Origin of the sequence: Paenibacillus sp. BR2-3, assembly GCF_046529485.1 — a bacterium.
Classification (GTDB): Bacteria; Bacillota; Bacilli; order Paenibacillales; family Paenibacillaceae; genus Paenibacillus_AQ.
In genome coordinates this window covers 4,254,086-4,275,692 of record NZ_CP126311.1, presented here as the reverse complement: position 1 = coordinate 4,275,692, position 21,607 = coordinate 4,254,086, and the positions used below count along the sequence as shown (strand labels likewise).

Here is a 21,607-nt window from a genome sequence, read left to right as displayed (position 1 = left end):
AATAATAGTTAAAAACTATTTCTACATAGGAAGAAGGAAGCAGTCATGGAAACAATTCGTTGTGAAGGAAGCAGCATTTGCTACAGTGATCAGGGAAAAGGCGAAGTGATTGTGCTGCTCCACGGTTTCTGCGGAAGCGCTGAATATTGGGAGAAGGTGATCCCGTTATTAAGCGGCAGCTACCGTGTCATTGCACCTGATTTACGCGGCCACGGTGCTTCCGATGCTCCAAAGGGCGCTTATACGATTGAGCAAATGGCGGATGATGTTCTCTCCCTGCTGGATGCTCTTGAACTTTCCGAGGTAACACTGCTGGGTCATTCACTGGGCGGTTATATCACGCTTTCTTTCGCTCAGCGGCATGGATCGCGTCTGAAGGGCTTTGGGCTTATTCATTCCACCGGCTATCCGGATAGTGAAGAAGCGAAGGAGAAGCGTCTGAAAAGTGTCGGCACCATCCAGAATCAAGGGATTACAGCCTTTGTGGACGAGCTTGTGCCTGGTCTATTCTCAAAGGTCAATGGAGAACAATCTCAGCAGCTGCTCGAAAGAGCCAAAGAGATCGGGTACAAAACCCCGCCTCAAGGTGCTGTCGGGGCGGCACTGGCGATGCGCGATCGTCCCGATCGCCGTGATGTTATCTCCGCCAGTGAGCTGCCGGTGCTGCTTGTGGCCGGAGCCGAGGACGGGCTTATTCCCGCAGAGAGAACGTTCACCTCTGACAAACCAAAGGTAACCCAGGCAACGATCACTGGCGCAGGCCATATGAGCCTGTTCGAAGCTCCGGAGCGCCTGTTTGAGATTATCAGGGACTTCATGGAGAGTGTATAAGCGGGAGTTCTGTTGAACGCTCCGCGAACGGTCCGTTGTTCCAATCGCTGTTGTATCCGAATTTATTGAATTACCCTTAGCGGTGTAAATCCGGATACAAAGGCGAACGCTTACGCTTTTCCACAATCGGTCCGTTCTCTCCGCTGACTTCGGCGTGACCCATTTTTTAATTATTCAAAATCAAGGAACCCGAGGTGCCTTCTATTTTAAGCTCTAAAGAAGTAACCCTAAATGTGGCGACTTTCCCTTATCACATTCTATTGAGTTAACAAAACCCAGCAAGTCTCCAGTACTTAGAGACTTGCTGGGTTTTATAACTTATTAGATAATTTCCGCTTTGTGCTTTTGATTCACGGCTAGCGCCGAAGCAGCGGAGAGGACGGAACGATTGCGGACAAGCGGCAGCGGTCGTCTTTGTCTCCGGATTTATACCGTTTAGGTATATTCAATAAATCCGGAGACAACAACGATGGGAGCAACGTTCCGTTCGCGGAGCGTCTGCACATAGTCTACCGTGATCCTGCTGAAAAGTGGAAATGGCATCATTGAAACTTGCGGATTGCCGGAATACTCAGCACGAAAGCGATGGTAGCCATACCGACCCCGGCACAGATGGCGATCGTTGCCACCCCGCCTATATGGTCGGCCAGCCAACCCACAATGATATACCCGATGGGCAGCAGCGCAAATGAACCTAGCATATCCAGACTGGCTACACGGCCGAAGGCTTCCTCCGGGACAAGCTCCTGCAGGCTGATCTCCCAGATCAGTCCGAAGATCATGAGGCCGAACCCCTCAATGGCGAACAGGGCGATCGCCCCTGCTGCTGTGGGAACAAATGCCAGTGCCATCAGTGCGATACCGCTGATAAACGCCCCTCCGTAAGCCATAATTCCTCGATGCTTCCAATGGGGCCTCATACCAAACAAAAGCCCTCCGATAATCGCTCCACCTCCCGAGAAGGTTACAGCCAGACCGTACACATAAGGGTCCCAGCCGTGATAAACCTTGAATAACCATGGAATAAGGACACTGATAATCCCCGCGTAACAAATGTTAATGAATGAAAATGCCAATATGGTGATCCACAGCCAGGGATGCCCCCGCAGAACGGCGATACCCTCCTTGAAATCTTCCTTCCAATGCTGCTGAGATGGTGCTGCTTTTAAAGACTCTATGGCAACTCTCTGCCCGGTTAAGGATTTATCTTGAATTTTAGCGGGAGACTTAACTCGCAGCCGATCAGTTATTCTTTTACGCAGATAGATCAGACAGATTAACGATAGCAAATATGTAAAAGCGTCAATCCCGAACCCGAAACCCGCAGACCAATGCGTGACCAGCAGACCACCAAGCGCCGGGCCGATCAGCCGTACGGCTTGTGTAGTTATTTGTGTCAGGGAGTTGGCGGCAACACGAATATCCGGGGTGAATACGGTAGCACGGACCGCTGCGTAAGCCGGTTGGAATAGGCCATCCAACAGACCATAGAATCCGACCAGCAGAAACAGCAGCGGAATGCTCAGCAGACCTGACAGAGCAAGAGCCGCTGTTGCACCCATAATGAAAAACCGGGCGATATCGGCGATCATCATAATCCTGATCCGGTCGTACCGGTCAACGATATGTCCGGCAACGGGGAGCATGAGCACATTAGGAAGCATGTAAACGGCCATCACGAAACCCATTGTGGTCGTTGAACCGGTTAAGGAATAGACGAGTACGGGCAGAATGACCATCGTTACAGAGCTTCCAAGAAAAGAGATGAGGTGACCCAGCCATAGAAAGAGGAACGTTTGCGACTTGGCAAAAGGTGCTGCAAAACTGCGCAGCGGATTGCTGTTGGCTTGTTCAGTTGTTCTTGCCGGCATCATTTAGGAACACCTCCATTCTCAGGATTGGTGTCGTTAATCGGCTGCAGCCGCCCAATGACAAAATCAATCCCGTATTCTTCACCGTGGGTCACGTCGGATTCCCATTTTGAAATGAATTGCTTTAATTCATAGCGAAACCTCTCGAGTTCATCCTCAGCTAATGTAAGCCTTGTTAAGAAGTGTTCAACTTTATCCTCCGGGCGAAACTTAAAGCCGTTAAAATTCGGCATTTTGAACCAGGTTGCCTTGGAACGGTAAAATTTCTGGAGAATCCCGCCTGCGGCTTCGGTCCGGACAAGCTCCAGCAGCCCGCCCTCAAACAGCTTCATGATATGGTAATGGATATTACCCGGCGTCTTTTGCAGTTTTTCGGCAACCTGTTTGGACGTGAGCGGCTCATGGGCAAACGCGTGCATGATTTTGATACGCAGGGCGCTTTCCAGCAGCTTCCCCTGCTCCTCCGAAATGGGGAGAGGTGCATCTGAATGCTGCCGCGTGCTAGTGAGCTCTGTGTGCTCCTGTTTCTTTTTGGGCATAAATACCTCCTGAAACCCATTGATATTCGGTCTGTTTAGTAGATTGATCTGTAATCCAGATTGGTTTTGTTAGAGTGTATCCCATACCTGGCTTTTTTGTCAACGCCAGTCAGCGGAAGCCCCCGGTGGCAATGAGGAAGGGAATGGTTTAAAATAATCAGAACTGCTGTAACGGAAGGGAGCGTGCTGAATGTTCCGCAGAGATTACATCCTTCGGATGGTGGAGGATATGACACAGATGATCGCCAAGGTGCTCACGCTGAGGCAAGAGCGGAAAACCACGGAAGCTTTATGGGAAATCGATGAGCTGTTGAATCGGCATTTCCGGTTGAATTCACGTCTTCTGAACTCGTTGTCGGTTGAGGATATTATAGATATGTTCCGTATGGGCGGAGGGCTGGAGGCAGACAAGCTGCAAGGTGTAGCCCGTATGCTGCAAGAAGAGGCGGTTATTTATAGAGAAAAAAAGGAAGAGTATGCTGCGGTATCGGGGCGGATGAAAGCCCTGCACTTGTATCTTTACGCAGATCTTCATGGTGCAGACAGGAAGCTGCTGCAAATCAAACAGGAAATCGACAAGGTGATGGCAGAAGTTGCAGCCTATCGGCTCCCGCTTAAGACTGAGCATCTGCTGCTGCCGTACCTGGAGTCAACCGGACATTATGGTAAAGCGGAGGATTGCCTGTATCGGTTGTTGGATCAGGGGGAGGATGTTGCTCATAAGGGCTGCGAGTTGTATCAGCGGTTGCTGCTTATCGATCCCGACGATTTGGAACGTGGAAATCTGCCGCTTGCAGAGGTTCAGCAGGGACGGGAAGAATGGCTTCGTGCAACTGCCAGAGTCAAGGAGTGGACGGTCTAATGAGTATTCCTATTTTTATCGTAGATGCTTTTGCCGATAGCAGCTTCAAAGGTAATCCTGCCGCAGTGTGCCTGCTGGAAGGGCCAGTCGAAGAGAGCTTCATGTCGAAGGTGGCTGGGGAGATGAACCTTTCGGAGACTGCATTCCTCTGGCCGGAACAAGAGGGTTATAGACTGCGCTGGTTCACGCCCGCTGTAGAGGTAAACCTGTGCGGACATGCTACGCTGGCTAGTGCGCATGTATTATGGGAATCGGGGCGGCTGGGAATGGAGGAGGAGGCCAGATTTTATACCCGAAGCGGCCTGCTGACGGCGAGACGTTCAGAGGATATGATCTCGCTGTATTTCCCTCCTTACGAGCTTGTTCCAACTTCTTCTATACCTGGACTGGCTGCCGCATTGGGAATCGGGGAAGAGAACATTGGCGTGAATGAAGACCCGGTTACGGGCTCAGCTCACACCGCTCTGGCCCCATACTGGGCCGGGAGATTAAACCGTTCACGGTTAACCGCCTACCAGGCCTCCAAACGTGGCGGTACTTTGCAGCTGGAGATAAATGAAGGCCTGGTAACGATATCCGGTCCAGCGGTTACTGTAGTAAGCGGCCAGTTCCATCCTGCCCCGTGAGGGTCTGGGAGTTTTGTCCGTGGTAGGCTTGTAAAGTTTGCAAGAGACCGATGGTCTCTATTTTTATACTGGAAAGTGAGATGTGCCCTGTGGAATCCTTGAAAGCTCTTATTGAAAAAGTGATTAGCGACCGTACCTTGATTACTGCGAGTTTAAGCCAGTTACGCAAAAAAGAAAGTGCCGCCTATACTAAAGTGCAGATTAAACCCGTTGAATTAAAAGGCAAGCTGCATTATCAGTTTGCTTACTATATTGGAGCCAAAGTGGAGCACCGCAACGTGCCTGCCGAGTCAGCTGCCGGGGAACTGTTTCTTTTGCTCAGCGAGACGTTCCGCCAGGGGTTGCTCTGTACTGAGGAAGCCGATTATCAGGTGCTGCTGAGCAAAAAACAAAAGGTATCCATCCTCACCAAATCCCCGACCAAAAAAGCGCTGCCCGATCTGGCCCACAACCGCCAAAAGCGTTATGTACTGAATGAGGGAGAGCCGGTTCCTTTTCTGGTAGAACTGGGAATTATGAATAACGAGGGTAAGGTGCTTGCCAAAAAATACGATAAGTTCCGGCAGATCAACCGTTTTCTGGAGATGGTCGAAGATGTCCTGGATGATTTGCCGACAGGCCGCCCGCTTACGATTGTGGATTTTGGCTGCGGCAAATCGTATTTGACGTTTGCGCTTTATCATTATTTGGCCGTACGTGAGAAACGGGAACTGAGCATCGTCGGACTGGATCTCAAAGCAGATGTGATTGAACATTGCAGCATGCTCGCGAGCAAGCTTCAGTATAACAATCTACGCTTTCTGGTGGGTGACATTGCGGAGTACGATGAGCTGGAGAGGGTGGATATGGTCGTAACTCTGCATGCCTGTGATACGGCGACCGACGCTGCTTTGGAAAAGGCTGTGCGCTGGGGCGCCTCGGTGATCCTCTCCGTACCTTGCTGCCAGCATGAGCTTTTCTCGCAAATTGAGAGTGAGGTCATGGGGCCGTTATTGTCTCACGGTATCTTGAAGGAGCGCTTCTCGGCGCTCGCTACGGATGCCATCCGGGCGAAGCTGCTGGATCTGATGGGCTATCGCAGCCAGCTGCTAGAATTTATCGATATGGAGCATACTCCGAAGAACATTCTGATCCGTGCGGTCAAAAGCGCAAGCGGAGACCAAGCCGCAAAGTGGCGTGAATACAGCGCATTCCGTGATTTTCTGGGTGCAAAGCCGTATTTGGAGAAGGTGTGTGCAGACCTGCTTCCAGGAAAAAATAATTAAATACAAATATAAGAACAGGACAGCAGTCTTCCTTGGTGGAAGCTTGCTGTCCTGTTTTTTTACGAGCCGGGGAAAGGAGGAACCCTCATAACTGCATATTATGCAACTATAAATCAGGCCTACACACCTAATTGCTTGTTAATTGTACTCCGTGCAGCTATTTCCGGGGAAAGAGAGGTGAACGAGCCTTTTGGCGATATATAAGTGTATCAAGTACAGCTATCAGCGGCAATTGAACGATTATTGCTTGAATAATTGTATGAAATGCAATTAACGGTCTGAGTAGTTCTGTTGGGTATGGACTAATCTGGCAATAATGGAGGGTAAATAAAAACAACAGGAGTAATTGAAATGTTAAGCGATAAAGAGAGAGGTGTTTTAAGCCCGAAAGTACCTTATTTATGTGCCGCAGGCCTATTAACAGCGGGTTTGATCTCTATCTTGCAGCGCGGTTTTTTCTTTGCCGAAGATGTATATCCATTCGCAGCCGGGTGGTTTGCACTGTGGACACTGGTTATTGGGTATTGGATTATTGCCGTACACACAAAGGATGAATTCCATAATTTCCCGGGAAAAGCAGAAATGAAGGGAAGCATAGCTGTTGTTATTATGCTGAGCTGTCCCTTCCTTATAGGTGTTCTCTATGCGTTCAGTTGGCTGCGGGGACCCCTATCCGCCCAAGGAACAATGAATGAACTGCTGCGCTGGAGTCTATATGGCACCTTTGCCGTTCTGGCCTATATAAGTACTGGAAATAAAGGGGCAACGCGTCTTCTCGTAGCTGGCTGGCACGCAGTGGGGATGACTCTAAGTATAAGCAGTCTGCTTGCTGTCTGCGGAGGTCTGCCGATACCCTATTCCATAGCTTACAGCTCCGCCCCGGGTGTCAGCGTTACAGGAGCCAGGCTGGGTGGATTACTCCAATATCCCAACACCTTCGGAGCAATAATGGCGGTGTTTCTGCTGGAACGCTTGTTTGCCGTCTCCGATTATTATGCCGGAAGAGCGGGAGAGCCGCGGAGAGTCGCGGCGCTGCTGCGCATGCTGCCGCTGTTCCCGTACGCCGCCGCGCTGCTGCTCAGCGAGTCGCGCGGCGCGTGGCTGGCGGCGGCTTGCGCCTGCGCCGCCGCACTGCCCTGGAAGCGGCGCCTGCTCGCGCCGCTTCTTGCCGCCGGCGCCGCGCCCGTGGCCGCCGCGGCGCTGCTCTACCGCCAACTGGCCGCTGCGCGGTTGGCGGTAGAGCCCTTGCCCGGCCTGCTGGCGCTGGCCGGGCTCTGGGCCGGCGCGGTGCTCGCCGGCCTGTGGCTGTGCCGCCGCCAGCGCAGCTTGGCGGGCGGGGGCCGCGCCGCCGTGCTGGTGCTGGCGGCGCTGGGGTGGACGGCGGGGGCCGCCGCCGTCCTGCTGCACGTGCACGCGCGGATCACCGGACCGTCATCGACTGTCGCCGCGCGTGTCCTCCTCTACCGCGACGCCTGGAGGCTGGCGGCAGAGGCACCCTGGCTGGGCAGGGGAGGAGAGACCTGGCGGAGCCTGTACCTCGCCGCCCAGTCCCGCCCTTATGTGGGCAGCCAGGTGCATAGCGGTTATCTCGATATTCTGCTGAATCTCGGAATAGCAGGTCTGGCAGCCGTCGCACTCATGCTGGCTGCAATGTGCTGGCTGCTGGCTGTTCACTCTGCGCGGCTGCTTCCTCCCTTTTTAGTAATCGTCCTGCATAGTGCAGTCGATTTTGACTTTAGCTATGGGCTGGTATGGCTGCTGGTATTCTGGTTGCCTGCGCTTGCTTTTGCTGATGCCCGGGGTACGCTTTTCACACAAGCCATTCCGGCAAATTCCACCTTAAAAAGTTCGGATCGTATGTCAATCCATACCCGTACAAAGACTATCGCCGCCGCTGCGGTCTGTTGTTCATCCCTTGTTCTCTGCCTAATATCTTGGCGTGCCCAGATGGGTGCGGGGTTGTACCGGGCAGCTATGGTTGCTTCTAACCCTGCGGAAAAGAAGGTACTGCTGCAGCAATCGCTGCACTGGAATCAGCTATCGCCACGGACTGCGGCTGCGCTTTCGGAACAACTGCCTAAGGAGCGGAGCAAAAGCTTACTCAAAAACAGCCTGAGTTATTCACCGGAGAATCCGGCCTTAAACTGGGTAATGGCAGAAATTTTTATGGGCGGGGATAACCCGGGAGCAGCGCTGTATTGGGTTCGGCGAAGCTTGAGTTTGGATGTCTATAATTACGGCAAAAGAACGAAAGCGATAGATGGAATGCTGCTTCTAAGCCAGCGGAGGCTGGCAGCCGGAGATAAGGAGGGGGCGCTGCGCAGTGCGGCTTCCGGATTGGAGTTGCTCCGTCAATACAGGCTGCTTGCGGACAATGCGGACGGCGGGAGATATAATGACCGCAGCTTCCATCTTACGGAACAAGCCGTTAGCATAGGCCAACGGCTGAAATCTTTAATATTTGTAATTTCTGCTAAATGAGAGTTGCAGAAAGAGGTCTCTGCCTGTCTGTCTCCGCCTATTCCAGTCCGTACTCGTCCCTGTCTCAGTCGACAATTCTCCGGCAGTTCTGTCCTTCTCCCGCAGCAGACGGATAATTTGGCGGCGGGTGGGGTCGGCCAGTGCTTTGAAGGATTCATTCGCAGCCTCACTGTCAATAATAGGATATCTGTTTTTATTGGTTTCATGCCTTAATCCCGCCGTCCTTTGCTGACAAAGCCCATAAGTAGAAGTCGTACCTTTTCATATGCTAGAATAGTCTAAGAGAAGAGACGCTGGCTACATAAAGCAGAAACGGCTAGTACCCGCTGTACATCAGCCAAGCCGTATTTTGAGAAAAAAATGGGAGGAGGAACTGGATTGCATTTTATTTCTGATCTGATCTCGCAATTGTTTGAATGGATTCAGAGCCTTGGTTATTTCGGGATTATGATTGGACTAATGATTGAAGTGATTCCGAGTGAAATTGTGCTGGCCTTTGGAGGATACTTGGTTTGGGCTGGACACATTAATTTTTTTGGCGCGGTTCTGTTCGGAACAATAGGCGGTGTAATTGCACAGATATTTGTTTACTGGATTGGACGTTATGGCGGCAGGCCGTTTCTGGAGAAATACGGCAAATACATTTTTATCAAAAAGAAGCAAATTGACCATTCGGAAGAGTGGTTCAATAAGTACGGGACAGGCGTAATCTTCACTGCCCGGTTTATCCCGGTGGTCCGTCATGCGATTTCAGTTCCCGCTGGTATATCCCGCATGCCTTTGGGTAAGTTTACATTGTTGACTACACTCGCTGTTATTCCGTGGAGCGCTTTGTTTGTGTACCTGGGAATGACTCTGGGCGATAAATGGAAAGATATTGATGAACTCGCTTCCCAGTATACGCAGGAAATCATTTTAGGCGCGATTGCTATGGTTACCATTTACTTCCTGTTCAAATGGTACAAATCCAAGAAGGAGCGAGGTAGCGGAAAATGAAGCGAAATGTAGCCCCTAAATTTAATCAGGGTCTTACCCCACGTCAATTTGTAGAGGGTATGACCCGAAATCAGCAGGCATTTGAATCCTGGTATGAGAAATTCACGTGGGAAGATGAAAGTGACCGGGAGTTTTTTAAAAGTCTGAATCACCGGGACGATCTGCGTGTGCTTATTCTTGCTGCTGATTGGTGCGGCGATGTGGTACGTAATGTTCCGGTTGTTTTTCGGATCCTGGAGACTGCCGGAATCAAGACTGAAGTTCTGATACTGGAAGATAACCCGGAGGTTATGGATAACTTCCTGACCATGGGCGGGCGCGCGGTGCCTATTGTTATCTTCGCCGATACTGGCGGGTATGTGCTGGGCCACTGGGGTCCTCGCCCGCAGCATGTCCAGAGTCTTATGAACGAGTTCAAACGGGAAAATCCCGACCGCGAGGCTCCCGATTATGAGAGTAAGATCGCCGAAGTACGTAAAGCCATGGGGCAAGCCTATGGGGAAGGAACGGAATCACAGGCTGCTATCGCCAAAGAACTGCGCAGTCTGATCTCCGGATTTTAAACAAAATGCTGAATATCCGTAACTATAATTTAGGGCCGCTTCAGACGAATGCTTACCTGCTGACAGGTGCTGATCCTTCACGTGGTGTTATTATCGATCCCGGTATGAACCCTGCCGCTTTGGTTCGGAGTATCCAAGAGATGGAGATCGAAGCGATCTTACTGACCCATGCGCATTTTGACCATATGGGCGGCGTTGACGAAATTCGTAAACTGAAGAATTGTCCCGTGTATCTGCATGCTTTGGAGAGCGAATGGCTCACCAATCCCAAGCTGAACGGCTCACTGATGTGGCCGAATGTTTCCCCTCCGCTAACGACCGAGCCTGCAGAGTATGACCTTGCTGAAGGTCAGACCTTGAAGCTGATCGGACTCGATTTCAAGGTGTATCATACGCCAGGACACTCTCCGGGAAGCGTCAGTTTCCTCTGCGGAAATGATCTTTTCTCGGGTGATGTGCTGTTTAGACTTGGCGTAGGGCGCACCGATCTTGCCGGAGGCAGGGAACGGGACCTGCTTGACTCTATCCGGGGCAAGCTGTTCAAGATGGATGATGAGGTGAAGGTCTATCCGGGACATGGCTCGCGGACAACCATCGGGTACGAGCGTGCCCGTAACCCGTATGTTTCCTGAGGAAATTTCCTGTCTGAATATGGATTGCGACTCAAGCATAATATGGCTTGAGTCTTTTTTGTGCTGTGCAACATTGTGCAAACGTTGTCGTTATCTAGGTGTCCATGTCTATTTATGATTTTATCGAAAAAAAACGAATGGATTTACGGGTTGACATTGATTTAGGAACAAGAGTAATATGATAAATAGTATATAGCAAGCGCTTTCATTTATTTATATTGTGCAAATAATCTGTTGCACAATATAAAGTGTCGTCCAGATTATATTTATTTCTCTTTTTTTGCAAACGTTTGCGCATATTTCGGATGTGAAGTAGTCATCAGTTTTATGTTGAAAGGGGGTGCATAATGATCTTCACAACTTGACTGTCGCTCTTGCAAAGCAAATTGACCCGGGCGGCGTTCATCAACAGTGTTAAAGATAAAAGGAGGTTAATTGGATGCAATTATATATTCGAAGAAATAAGGCAAATATCTCTTTGTTTATTAGCGCTATTATGCTTCTGCAGCTATTTTTCACTACATTTGGACCGGTGACAGCTTTTGCAGCGGCTGGAGGCTCCAGTATTTCAGCTACAGTAACAGGTGACGTTTATGCAGATGAATTTGTGGGTCAGCCAGGCGGTACCAACGAATGGTACGTGCCCGGGTTAAAAGGTGTTTGGAATAATACGAATCCACAAGCGAAATTTACTCATCTTGTCGGAGGATTTTATGCTTACTCAACCGTTTTGGATGCAGGAACGCATGAATTCAAACTTACGAAAAATGGAACATGGGATGGTTACTCCAATAATGGTAACAATTTCTCGTTAACCCTTACGGAAAAAACAAAAGTAAACTTTTATATTAACGATGAATTAAATGCAGCTCGTATTAATCTGGCTGGAGTAGCAGGGCTGCCGCAATACATACCTGCACTAACAGCTGGTAAATGGCCTAGACTCGTAGGGACAGTCCAATCGGTTTTTAGTGAGAACAATTGGGACCCGTCTGCCGCCAAGCAATTTTTTGTAGACTATAATTTCAATAATTCTGTTTACAAGCTTCAAAGAAGCATCCCTGTTGGTTCATATGAAGCCAAAGTAGTTTTTGGAACCAATTGGGATGAGAGTTATGGCAATGAAGGAGGAAACAATCTACAGCTAGCCACTGTGGACCCAGCTAATGTCACATTTTCGATTAATTATTCAGCTGCATCTAAATTTCTATCCCACGATTATAAACCGGCTGAGGGTAACTTTGATGGGATGATTAAGAGTGAAGCCATTAGGTTTGACAGTCGCTCCATCACTTACAAGAAGCCTTTTGGAGCCATTCCGGAAGGACAACAAGATTTAACCCTGCGTATTGCAGCAGAAAAAGATGATGTGCAAGTTGCCAAAGTTGAGTTGATCGATGAAAAGGCATTGGCAAAAAGCTATGACATGAGAAAAGTTACGTCAGTAGGTAACTTAGACTACTTTGAAACCCTTATTCCAGCTGCTGATTTCCAAGGTATCGGCGTGTGGGGATATAAATTTATCTTAATTGACGGCTCTACAAAAGTTGAATATGGTGATGACAGTATACGTGGTGGTACAGGCAGAGCCGTTGATGCAGGCGCGGTTGCCTTTGACTTGACAGTGTACGCTGCTGATTTCAAAACACCGGACTGGATGAAAAATGCGATCGTTTATCAAATCCTCCCTGATCGTTTCTTTGATGGGGATGAAGGCAATAACCGTGCCAAGACTGTAGATGGCTACCGTGGTAATCGTGATGAAGATCGTACAGGTGAGCCAATCAATGCTTTCCCGCTTCAGTATTTTGATGGCGGTGTGGCGAACGACCCTACACCTAACCAAGTATGGGGCGAATGGAGTGACATTCCGGAAATGCCGGATCGCCTGACGCCAGAGAATGCACCCTACTACCCCGGATCTAAGACAGACGGAGTCTGGACGAATGAATTTTACGGCGGCGATATCCAGGGGGTAAAAGCGAAACTAAATTACCTTGAATCCATCGGGGTAACGGCAATTTACTTTAACCCTATTGCTTGGGCGGGTTCGAACCATAAGTATGATGCAACAGATTATAAACATCTGGATCCAATGCTGGGTAAGCCCGTTTACAATACGCCTGGGAATCCAAAGTCAGGTCTTAATTATGATGCTACAAGAAAAGCTTCTGATGCTGTGTTTATCCAATTTGCTAACGAAGCAAGAGCACGCGGCATTCACATTATCGCTGATGGAGTATTTAACCATGTTGGCGATGATTCCATTTATTTTGACCGCTATGAGAAATACCCTGAAATTGGAGCTTATGAGTATTGGGCAGCGGTTTATGACCATGTCAATGTTGACAAGATGACTCTGGAAGCAGCAGAGCAAGAGGTGATTAAAGGATTTACCAGTCAGGTCAACCCTGCAACAGGAAAGAACTATAAGTATCCAGAGGACTTTGAGTTTACCACCTGGTTTACGATCCACAACGAAAAGGTTAAAAGTCGTGATAATGTATCCATGTATAAATATGATGCTTGGTGGGGCTATGATTCCCTGCCTGCGATGGATGCGATTGAGCCGGTAGAAGGTGATGCGGGCGCTATAGAAGGCACACATGAATGGAACGTAAAGAGCTATAGAAACCATGTTATTGGCTATGACTTGTCCACTATGACCCCGGAACAACAACAGGAAGCGATGAAGAACACAGCTTCTCAAGTTTGGAACTGGATGGGTGCAAGCGGATGGCGGCTGGACGTAGCACCAGATGTATCCTTTGGTACATGGGAGAAGTTCCGTAAGGCTGTGAAATCGCAAACGGGATTAACCAATGCCAGCGGCCAGCCCATTGTAGATCCTATTATTTTAGGAGAAGAGTGGGGGGTAGCTACGCATTACCTGCTGGGTAACCAATTCGATTCGGTCATGAACTATCGCTTTAGAGGTGCCTTGCAGTCCTTCTTAACGGGCGGCAATGCGCAAACTATGGATGCTGCACTGGAATCTATTCGTGAGGATTATCCTAAAGAAGCTTGGTTAGTCATGCTTAATTTAGTAGGTTCTCATGATACCACTAGAAATATAACCAAACTGGATTATCCACAATATGAAGAAAACAGATTAGGAATGGCGCAGGATGCAACAGAAACTGCACGAAAATTGCAAGAATTGACAGCCATCTTCCAAATGGGATACCCTGGAGCGCCTACTATTTATTACGGAGATGAAGTAGGTCTGGAAGGCACGAAAGATCCCGACTCCAGAAGAACCTTCCCATGGGAGCGGGTAAGCGAAAATCATGGTGAATTTACAGGTGTAGGTAAGTATGCCTCGTTATTTAATGTATATCAGAAAGCTGCAGAAGTCCGTAATGACAATGAAGTATTCCGTACGGGTGATATAAAGGTAGCTTATGCCCAGGGTGATATCATTGCTTATGCCAGAAAAAATGCGACAAAAGCAGGCTTGGTGATCATCAATAAAGGGACAACGGATGCGACCATTGAGGCGAATGTAGCCGGGTTTATTCCAAATGGCGTAGTTTTAAAAGATCAGCTATACGGAACGGCTCAAGCTACAGTGACCGCTGGAAAACTTAATATCACCATTCCCGCTCAGACAGGGTATATGATGGTATCCGAAGGCGCGTTAATTGAAGTGCCGGTTGTTCAAAATGTTACTGCGACAGCAGGCAACGGTGTGATTAACCTTACATGGGATGCCGTTGCAGGTGCGGACAGCTACAATGTTTACCGTGCCCCAATTGAAGGTGGAGTATTAACTACCTTAGCTACAGGACTTACTAACCTTACATTTGTAGATGATGCCGTAACGAATGGCAGCAAATACTATTATGCCGTAACAGCAGCACAAGGGAGTGGCGAAAGTGCCATTTTGGATATGGTATCCGCAACACCTTCCTTTCCAATCAACAGTGTAGTTATCTCTTCTCAAGCAGCAAATATGACTGTTGGAGTAGGGAATAAGACAAGTCAAATAACCGTGACGATTGAAGTTTACGGCTTGACGAACAATGCTGCATTTGCAAATGCTGAGGCACCTAATATGATCGCCAGGTTAGCTTATTATCCGGAAGGTACAGACAAAGCTAATGCTAAGGATACTAAACTTCGCTATAAAGAAGATACGGCAGACGGCAAAAAGGTCTACTATGCTACCTTCGAGCCTACTGAAGCAGGAAAGTTCCATTACTTTGCCAAGGTATCCACTGACAATGGCGAGAATTATACTCAAACAACAGAAGCTTCATTGATGGCTAACGCAGATGCGAATGATACAACAGCTCCGGCAGCACCTGTCTTAGCGGACATTGTAGTGGAATCCAATTTAGTCAACCTTCACTGGGCATCTACTGGCACAGATATTAGCGGGATTGATATTTTCCGTAAAAAATCAACAGATACGGCATTCACTAAAATTGCAACGGTTGAGAAAACCGCTACCTTCTACGTAGATTATGCAGTAAGTAATGATACACCATACGTTTATAAGGTAGCCACATTTGATCGATCTTACAATCGAGCATTTTCTGATGATAAAACAGTAACGCCAAAATTGGTTATGGTAGATGTAACGTTAAGATTGCATTTACCTTCCTATACACCCTCTGCGGACGGAATTTTTATTGCAGGCAGCCTTAATGGATGGAATGCCGGCAGTACCGAATTGAAGGTTCCAAGCGGCGCAACCAATCGCGATGTCGTAGAGTACACCTTTAAAATGATGGCCGGAAAATCTATTCAGTATAAGTACACAAGAGGAACATGGGAAACAGAAGCGTTCACTTCGCATACCCGTGTGCCGAATGATACTGAAGATCATGGCAATTGGGCATATGGATCCACAGATACTAACATGCAGTTAACGATCAAAAATGAAGGTGGCAACAAAATGTTGGTTGATGATTATGTACTTCGTTGGGTAGATATGCCAATGATGATTTCCATGCCTCGTATATCTTACGGTGAAGATATTGAATATTCAGCACCCGTAGATGAAACTAGCTTTACTTTAAAAGCTAAGGTGCCGTATGGCGTAAAGTTCAATATCAATAACACTCCAATTGCTGAGAGTGCGATGGATCAATACGGTAATGTACTGGTTCCGAACATTCCGCTCAAGTCGGGTGTTAACACCTTCGTACTACACATTGAACCTACTGCTGAAACCTTGGCACAGCCATGGTACACAGATAAAGGTCGTGCATCTCAAGCAACTAAAACGATTAACTTAACGATTCGCAAAGCTGAGGGGAATGGTGACGACGGTTCAACACCTGCTCCAACGACCCCAGCACAACCAACCGATCCTAAAGCGGAAGTGGTGAATCCAAAAGCTAATCCAGATGGCAAGGTTCTTGTAACGCTTCCAAATGGCAAGAGTAAGGTTCTATTGCCGGTAACTGCTGAAGCTGTTAATAAGAACAATAACATGGTAGTGAAAAATGAGAAGTTTGAAGCCGTAATTGATGGTGTATTACTTGAAGAATTGAAGTCTCTATTAACCCAAATGGAGTTGAAGGATGCACATATTTCCTTTGGTGCAGAGCCATTAATGAATGAAGCTGCACAGCAGCTTGTCAACAAAGCGAAGGGGAAATCAAAGGCTGAAGTTAAAGCGGCTGGAGATGTATTTGAATTCAATTTAGCAATCGTGGGTAAAGACGGAAAAGAGCACAAGTTAACCAAGTTCACAAAACCCATTGAAATTACATTAAAGGTTAATGAGTCTGCCAACAAAGACCGGCTTGGTGTTTATTACATTGCTGATGGTGGAACCCTAGAGTATGTTGGTGGAAAATTAAACGGCAGCAATATCACTGCCAGCATAGGACACTTCAGTAAGTACGCTGTTCTTGAATACGATAAATCCTTTGAGGATGTAGCGAGCCATTACTGGGCATATGATGTCATTAAGAGAATGGCATCGAAGCACATCGTTACAGGTGTGAGCGATACTGAATTTGCACCGCTGAAACCTGTAACACGCGCTGAGTTTACGGCATTGATTGTTCGTACACTTAGTTTAGAAGCAACGAAAGAAGCAAGGTTCAAGGATGTAAACGGCTCCAAGTGGTATGCAGAAGCTGTAGCAGCAGCGGATGAAGCGGGCATTGTATCCGGACGTACTGCCAATACATTTGTACCGGACGCTACAATCACGCGCCAGGAAATGGCGGTTATGATTGTAAAGGCCTATGAAGTGAAAGTCGGCAAGAAGGTAAAGGCAAGCAACACAGCAGGATTTGCAGATCGTGCAAACATTAGTGCTTGGGCACAAGATGCGGTTAATGCAGCCGCTCAGCTTGGATTCATCCAAGGTCGCGACAATAACCAGTTCGCCCCACAAGGGCAAGCCAATCGTGCGGAAAGTGCACAAGTGATTTCTAAATTATTAACCGACAAAACTCGGGAAATTTAAGGTGGACATGAGGATGCAAACTTGCTACAATACTGTTAATTAAATGTAACATTTACCTACGCGAAGCACGCAGACTGTGGAATAATCCCGGTTTGCGTTCTTTTTTTGTCTTTTTATGGTTACGACTGCTGAATGGGGGAGCTTGCTTGAGAGTGGACATGCAATACCTTCTGGATTATGGACAATATTTCAGTGAAAATGACGGCAAGAATGAACGGATATCCCAACGGGAGGATAGAACCCTCTGCAGGGAAGCTGAGCAATACTATACATATAAGGAAGGCAGCGATAATGCGCTGTCTTCTTTGCAATCGGTTGATCCCCTCACTCCTGAGTTCTGGAAATTCCCTAATGCAAGAGGGTCAGTACAGCCTTGGCGGAGAAGGCTTTGGGAGCAACGGAATAAATTTTGAACTTTTGTATCTTTGGTGTTGAACGAATTGGAGGAGTCCGGCGTATTACATATGACATTTCAGGAGAACGACGGGGGAGAAGATGAGTCAAAGTAATGCAACAATAATCCGGCAAGCGCAGCAGGGCAATGCTTCAGCGTTGGCGCAGCTTCTTCAGGATCATTACACCTTCCTGTATAAATATCTGCTCAAAGTAACACTGGATCCGGCGCTTGCAGAAGATGTCTGCCAGGATACGATGGTCAGGTGCATGGAGAAAATTTCTGCTTATAACGGCTCATCGTCATTTTCCTCCTGGTTGGTTACCATAGCCACGAGATTATATTTCGACCGGATGCGGCGGCGTAAACGGGAACATGAATGGAACCGCAGCCAGGAACAAGGTATCCGGTCCATCCGGTGGCAGTTTGAGAGCCGCAATGAGGAATGGAGCGATGTGTTGGACGCTTTATCCCGTCTGCCCTCGTCGCAGCGGGTTGCTGTTCTTCTGAAGCATTATTATGGCTATGGGTATGAAGAAATAGGAAGCATGCTGCTAATTCCGGAGGGAACGGCCAAATCCCGCGTAGCCTATGGACTGCGCCAATTACGAAAGGAGCTGGGTGAAGATGAACAGTGACAATAAGAAGATTCCCGATCCCCTTCTGGAGAGGCTTGACCTGGGACTTAAACGCTTGGATAGGGCCTATGAAGACATAACACCGCCATCCCTTAGCGCACTAACCCTGCAAATAACGGCTGAGAGTGTGAGACTCCGTAACCGGGCGCGTAAGGAATTATTGCTTTTCTGGCTGCTGTCTTTGGGTCTTGTGGGTGTATTTCTGGCCCTACTGAATGAAGCACCGTTCATTTATTTGGTGATTCAAGGGGCTATCCCGGCAGCCGCTCTAATTATTGCAGCCGCTTCCCGCATTCCCAGGAAGGGGTACGGTGCGGAGGAATGAATGATCTCCAGGATATTCCGTTGTGGTTGTTTTTCCTTTTGGCTGCAGGTTTACTGCTCCAAGGTACCTGCCTGTTTCGTAATGCCCGGAAGCGGGGGAAGAGAGCCTGGTTCTGGGGCTTATGGGGAATTACAGGCCTTCCAATGCCGACGGTGGTCTATTTACTAGTTGTAGTGCTTCCCGACATAGTGCGGCGGAGCAAGGTGGGGAATCAGGGGAAGTAAAACTAAAGTACAGGAGGGTTTTCAATTGGAAGAGATAAAGTGGTCATTAGTATGGCCTTTACTTGCACTTCAGGCTTTGCTGGCAGTCATCGGATTGTTTTCATTGCGGAAAGCGGAAGCTACCAGGGGCCCGAAATGGTTATGGTTGATCATTCTTATTTTTGGGAATCTTCTCGGCAGCATCGCTTACTTTACCTTTGGAAGGAAGGATGCTTAATGCCTCCCCTGATGGAAGTCCGTGATTTATGCAAAAGCTACGGCAAGCATCTGTCCGTCAATCATATAAACTTTAATATTGAGAAAGGGCACTGCACAGCCCTGCTTGGACCGAACGGTGCAGGCAAGACTACTACGCTTCGTATGCTGGCAGGGCTGCTTGCACCAACTTCGGGCGGAATATCTTTTGAAGGCGCAGAGCCCGGAACCGACTACCGGAAGCAGTTGGGATATTTACCCCAGGCTCCTGCCTTTTACGGCTGGATGAGCGGAGAAGAATACGTGATTTTTGCCGCCAAGCTGAGCGGTTTGAGATCGGGGGAGGCCGCAGCCATGGCGGCAACAGCGTTGGAACGGGTGGGTTTGAAGGAAGCTGCACGCCGCCGGATTGCCGGCTACTCCGGTGGAATGAAGCAGAGACTCGGTTTGGCACAAGCACTTGTGCATCGTCCCCGCCTGCTGCTGCTTGACGAACCGGTATCTGCGCTGGACCCGATTGGGAGGCGTGAGGTGATGGAGATGCTGCGGGAAATCCGGGAAGAAACTACAATCATCTTTTCCACGCATGTGCTGCACGATGCGGAAGAAATATGCAACAATATTATTTTGCTGAACCAAGGGGTGATTGCGGAGCATGGCACACTGGCCGATCTGCGGCTGCGCTATCGTATTCCGGTTATTCGTCTCCGCGTCGAGAAACAGCAGGAAGCTATACAGTGGCTGCAGTCATTGTCCGCCAAGTCTTTTGTGCTAGAGGGTCAAGTTTCCGGGGTGGACGCCTTTTTTAATGTTAATGATGTTGGGGAGGCACGCCGGGTCATCGTTCAGGAGGCTGCAAGCCTTGGGATTCCGCTGCTGCACTTTGAGGCGGGTTCATCCACGCTGGAAGATTTATTTATGAAGGTGGTAGGATCATGAGGAGCGCTTGGGTCTATTTTCAAAAAGAAATGCGGGAGATGGCCCGCAGCTACAAGCTGGCCTGGATTCCGGTGGTATTCATTATATTAGGTATTATGCAACCGCTTGTAACTTATTATATGCCGGAAATTCTTGGCGCATCAGGGGATGTACCGCCGGCTCTGCTGGAAACCTATGAAATGCCTGGCGCAGCCGTAACAATGGCAGAGGCGTTAGGGCAGTATGGAACGATTGGCCTGCTTGTGCTGGTGCTGGCTGCAATGAACAGCCTGTCTGGTGAACGATACAGCGGAACCGCAGAATTGGTACAGGTAAGGCCTATATCTCCAATGGCGATAATCTTTGCGAAATGGTCTGCATACCTGACGTTGCTGGCCCTCTGTCTTGGGCTGGGTGCAGCCGCTGCAGCCTATTATACGGAACAGCTAATCGGTGTCTTATCGTGGAATAATGTCTTGTCCGCTACGGGATTATATGGATTATGGCTCCTGTGCATCGTGTCGCTGACCCTGCTGTTCAGTGCTTGTCTACGCGGTCCCGTCGCTGCTTTTATGGCCCTGCTGTCAGGCGCCGGGCTTACCTTATTCAACAGTCTGCTGCCTTTATGGATGGATTGGACGCCTGCCAGTCTGCAGGGTCTTTCCGCTGTATTGCTTACGGAAGGAAGCGCAAGTATCGGTACCGCTCTGGTCGGACCTCTTCTATCGGCAGGAGTTCTTATCGTTTTTTGTATTGCCGGAGCTGCCCTGTCGATCAAAAGGAATAAGCTGGCGAATTAATTAGCCGGGGTCCAATGGCAACCTCTCCTAGTAGACAGCACTATCTTTTTTTAGTAGACTGTTGAAATAAGCAAATCGATAGATTTGATTCAAGGAGGCAGGGCGATGCTGCGATTAGGAGAGAAGATTGTCATTGTTGCGGATGCTTTCGAGCAGAATCTTCCTATCGGGGATTATGGCTACCTTATTGCTTACGACCGCAATCCGGATAACGCGTTTGATTATGTCATTCGTGTGCCTCAGGCGAACCGGAATTTTTACGTCACCGCAGAGGACGTGGAAGCGGAAGAAGAATTGCTGGTAGAGGAAGCAGAAAGGGCTACAAGAGAGGCATTGATTGATTATGCCTTGTCTACGTACAATGAGAAGCTGTTCCATCATTTGATGAACGGCGAATCTACAGAGACGGAAGAGCTAGAGACAACTTCACAAGAAAGTATGTCCCAGGCGGAATTCATCAAACAGGTGAATCTCCGGGCTTGGATTTAAGAAAGGCCGGCGAAAGCCGGCTTTTTTATAAATGACTCTGATCTTATGAATCAAGGGGGGCCTTAGAAGCCATTCATGGCTTTGCGGATATCCCTATTTTTTTATTGTCAAAAATTGTCCTCCGGACATAGAGCTCATTGAATTGTCCAGGCTTGTACAATATAATTAGTAACGTTATCCGGGCACTTTAGCCCTTTACATTAGGAGGGAAATTTCTTATGAGCATTACGGTCAACGATGTGCAGCATGTGGCCAAGCTGGCCCGTCTGCAGTTAAGCCCGGAAGAAGAGGCAACCTTAACTGAACAAATGAATGCTATTTTACAATATGCAGAGAAATTGAATGAGCTTGACACGGATCATGTTAAGCCGACGACGCATGTGCTGCAGGTCAGCAATGTGATGCGTGAAGATGTTGTTAAAGAGAGCCTGTCCCAAGAGGCTGCTTTGCTTAATGCACCGGATGAGGAAGATGGACATTTCAAGGTGCCTGCTGTCCTGGAATAGTGCAAATCAATTAGGAAAG

The 21,607-nt window shown here is 48.5% G+C and carries 20 protein-coding genes and 1 pseudogene; 18 read left to right on the top strand and 3 right to left on the bottom strand.

Going from position 1 to position 21,607, the window contains the following annotated elements:
- Positions 1 to 45: 45 nt before the first annotated feature.
- Complete coding sequence (locus PaeBR_RS20620) at positions 46 to 831, top strand: alpha/beta fold hydrolase (RefSeq protein ID WP_410512352.1); 786 nt, start codon at positions 46 to 48, stop codon at positions 829 to 831.
- Positions 832 to 1,373: 542 nt separating this feature from the next.
- On the opposite strand, the gene PaeBR_RS20615 is transcribed toward PaeBR_RS20620, so the two are convergent.
- A complete protein-coding gene (locus PaeBR_RS20615; protein ID WP_410515260.1) occupies positions 1,374 to 2,702 on the bottom strand; it encodes an MFS transporter in 1,329 nt (442 codons plus the stop codon).
- Positions 2,702 to 3,241: a helix-turn-helix domain-containing protein gene (locus PaeBR_RS20610; protein ID WP_410512351.1), complete on the bottom strand. Its 540-nt coding sequence runs from the start codon at positions 3,239 to 3,241 to the stop codon at positions 2,702 to 2,704. The genes PaeBR_RS20615 and PaeBR_RS20610 overlap by 1 nt, the downstream gene beginning before the upstream one ends.
- Before the next feature lie 190 nt (positions 3,242 to 3,431).
- On the opposite strand from PaeBR_RS20610, the gene PaeBR_RS20605 reads away from it, so the two are divergent.
- The 4 genes from PaeBR_RS20605 to PaeBR_RS20590 all read left to right on the top strand — a co-directional run bounded on the left by PaeBR_RS20605 (position 3,432) and on the right by PaeBR_RS20590 (position 8,475).
- Positions 3,432 to 4,103 (top strand): DUF6483 family protein, encoded by a 672-nt coding sequence (locus PaeBR_RS20605; RefSeq protein WP_410512350.1) that lies wholly within the window; start codon positions 3,432 to 3,434, stop codon positions 4,101 to 4,103.
- Positions 4,103 to 4,729, top strand: a complete 627-nt coding sequence (locus PaeBR_RS20600; RefSeq protein WP_410512349.1) for a PhzF family phenazine biosynthesis protein — start codon at positions 4,103 to 4,105, stop codon at positions 4,727 to 4,729. The genes PaeBR_RS20605 and PaeBR_RS20600 overlap by 1 nt, the downstream gene beginning before the upstream one ends.
- Positions 4,730 to 4,809: 80 nt before the next feature.
- Positions 4,810 to 5,994, top strand: a complete 1,185-nt coding sequence (locus PaeBR_RS20595) for a class I SAM-dependent methyltransferase (protein ID WP_410512348.1) — start codon at positions 4,810 to 4,812, stop codon at positions 5,992 to 5,994.
- A gap of 351 nt (positions 5,995 to 6,345) precedes the next feature.
- Positions 6,346 to 8,475, top strand: a complete 2,130-nt coding sequence (locus PaeBR_RS20590; RefSeq protein ID WP_410512347.1) for an O-antigen ligase family protein — start codon at positions 6,346 to 6,348, stop codon at positions 8,473 to 8,475.
- A gap of 63 nt (positions 8,476 to 8,538) precedes the next feature.
- Here PaeBR_RS20590 and PaeBR_RS20585 read toward each other — a convergent pair.
- Positions 8,539 to 8,652: pseudogene (locus tag PaeBR_RS20585) on the bottom strand (ArsR family transcriptional regulator); the annotation flags it as partial.
- A gap of 201 nt (positions 8,653 to 8,853) precedes the next feature.
- On the opposite strand from PaeBR_RS20585, the gene PaeBR_RS20580 reads away from it, so the two are divergent.
- The 13 genes from PaeBR_RS20580 (at position 8,854) to gatC (ending at position 21,588) form a co-directional block, all read left to right on the top strand.
- Positions 8,854 to 9,471 carry a DedA family protein gene (locus tag PaeBR_RS20580; RefSeq protein WP_410512346.1) on the top strand — a complete coding sequence of 206 codons (618 nt, stop codon included), beginning with the start codon at positions 8,854 to 8,856 and terminating at the stop codon, positions 9,469 to 9,471.
- Positions 9,468 to 10,034: a thioredoxin family protein gene (locus tag PaeBR_RS20575; RefSeq protein ID WP_410512345.1), complete on the top strand. Its 567-nt coding sequence runs from the start codon at positions 9,468 to 9,470 to the stop codon at positions 10,032 to 10,034. Before PaeBR_RS20580 ends, PaeBR_RS20575 begins: the two co-directional genes overlap by 4 nt.
- Positions 10,035 to 10,039: 5 nt before the next feature.
- On the top strand, positions 10,040 to 10,666 hold the full coding sequence (locus tag PaeBR_RS20570) for an MBL fold metallo-hydrolase (RefSeq protein ID WP_410512344.1): 627 nt from the start codon (positions 10,040 to 10,042) through the stop codon (positions 10,664 to 10,666).
- Between the two features lie 439 nt (positions 10,667 to 11,105).
- Positions 11,106 to 17,099, top strand: coding sequence for an S-layer homology domain-containing protein (locus tag PaeBR_RS20565; RefSeq protein ID WP_410512343.1), 5,994 nt, complete (start codon positions 11,106 to 11,108; stop codon positions 17,097 to 17,099).
- 152 nt (positions 17,100 to 17,251) lie between these two features.
- On the top strand, positions 17,252 to 17,512 hold the full coding sequence (locus PaeBR_RS20560) for a hypothetical protein (RefSeq protein WP_410512342.1): 261 nt from the start codon (positions 17,252 to 17,254) through the stop codon (positions 17,510 to 17,512).
- Between the two features lie 82 nt (positions 17,513 to 17,594).
- Complete coding sequence (gene sigY / locus PaeBR_RS20555) at positions 17,595 to 18,131, top strand: RNA polymerase sigma factor SigY (RefSeq protein WP_410512341.1); 537 nt, start codon at positions 17,595 to 17,597, stop codon at positions 18,129 to 18,131.
- Positions 18,121 to 18,456 (top strand): DUF5345 family protein, encoded by a 336-nt coding sequence (locus tag PaeBR_RS20550; protein ID WP_410512340.1) that lies wholly within the window; start codon positions 18,121 to 18,123, stop codon positions 18,454 to 18,456. The genes sigY and PaeBR_RS20550 overlap by 11 nt, the downstream gene beginning before the upstream one ends.
- Entirely contained in the window at positions 18,453 to 18,680 is a 228-nt protein-coding gene (locus PaeBR_RS20545; RefSeq protein ID WP_410512339.1) for a hypothetical protein, read from the top strand. Before PaeBR_RS20550 ends, PaeBR_RS20545 begins: the two co-directional genes overlap by 4 nt.
- Positions 18,681 to 18,705: 25 nt before the next feature.
- Complete coding sequence (locus PaeBR_RS20540; protein ID WP_410512338.1) at positions 18,706 to 18,897, top strand: PLD nuclease N-terminal domain-containing protein; 192 nt, start codon at positions 18,706 to 18,708, stop codon at positions 18,895 to 18,897.
- Positions 18,898 to 18,908: 11 nt separating this feature from the next.
- Positions 18,909 to 19,814 (top strand): ATP-binding cassette domain-containing protein, encoded by a 906-nt coding sequence (locus PaeBR_RS20535; protein ID WP_410512337.1) that lies wholly within the window; start codon positions 18,909 to 18,911, stop codon positions 19,812 to 19,814.
- Positions 19,811 to 20,593 (top strand): ABC transporter permease, encoded by a 783-nt coding sequence (locus tag PaeBR_RS20530; RefSeq protein WP_410512336.1) that lies wholly within the window; start codon positions 19,811 to 19,813, stop codon positions 20,591 to 20,593. The genes PaeBR_RS20535 and PaeBR_RS20530 overlap by 4 nt, the downstream gene beginning before the upstream one ends.
- A 105-nt stretch (positions 20,594 to 20,698) precedes the next feature.
- Positions 20,699 to 21,082 carry an ATPase gene (locus PaeBR_RS20525; protein ID WP_410512335.1) on the top strand — a complete coding sequence of 128 codons (384 nt, stop codon included), beginning with the start codon at positions 20,699 to 20,701 and terminating at the stop codon, positions 21,080 to 21,082.
- 218 nt (positions 21,083 to 21,300) lie between these two features.
- A complete protein-coding gene (gatC, locus tag PaeBR_RS20520) occupies positions 21,301 to 21,588 on the top strand; it encodes an Asp-tRNA(Asn)/Glu-tRNA(Gln) amidotransferase subunit GatC (protein ID WP_410512334.1) in 288 nt (95 codons plus the stop codon).
- Positions 21,589 to 21,607 lie beyond the last annotated feature (19 nt).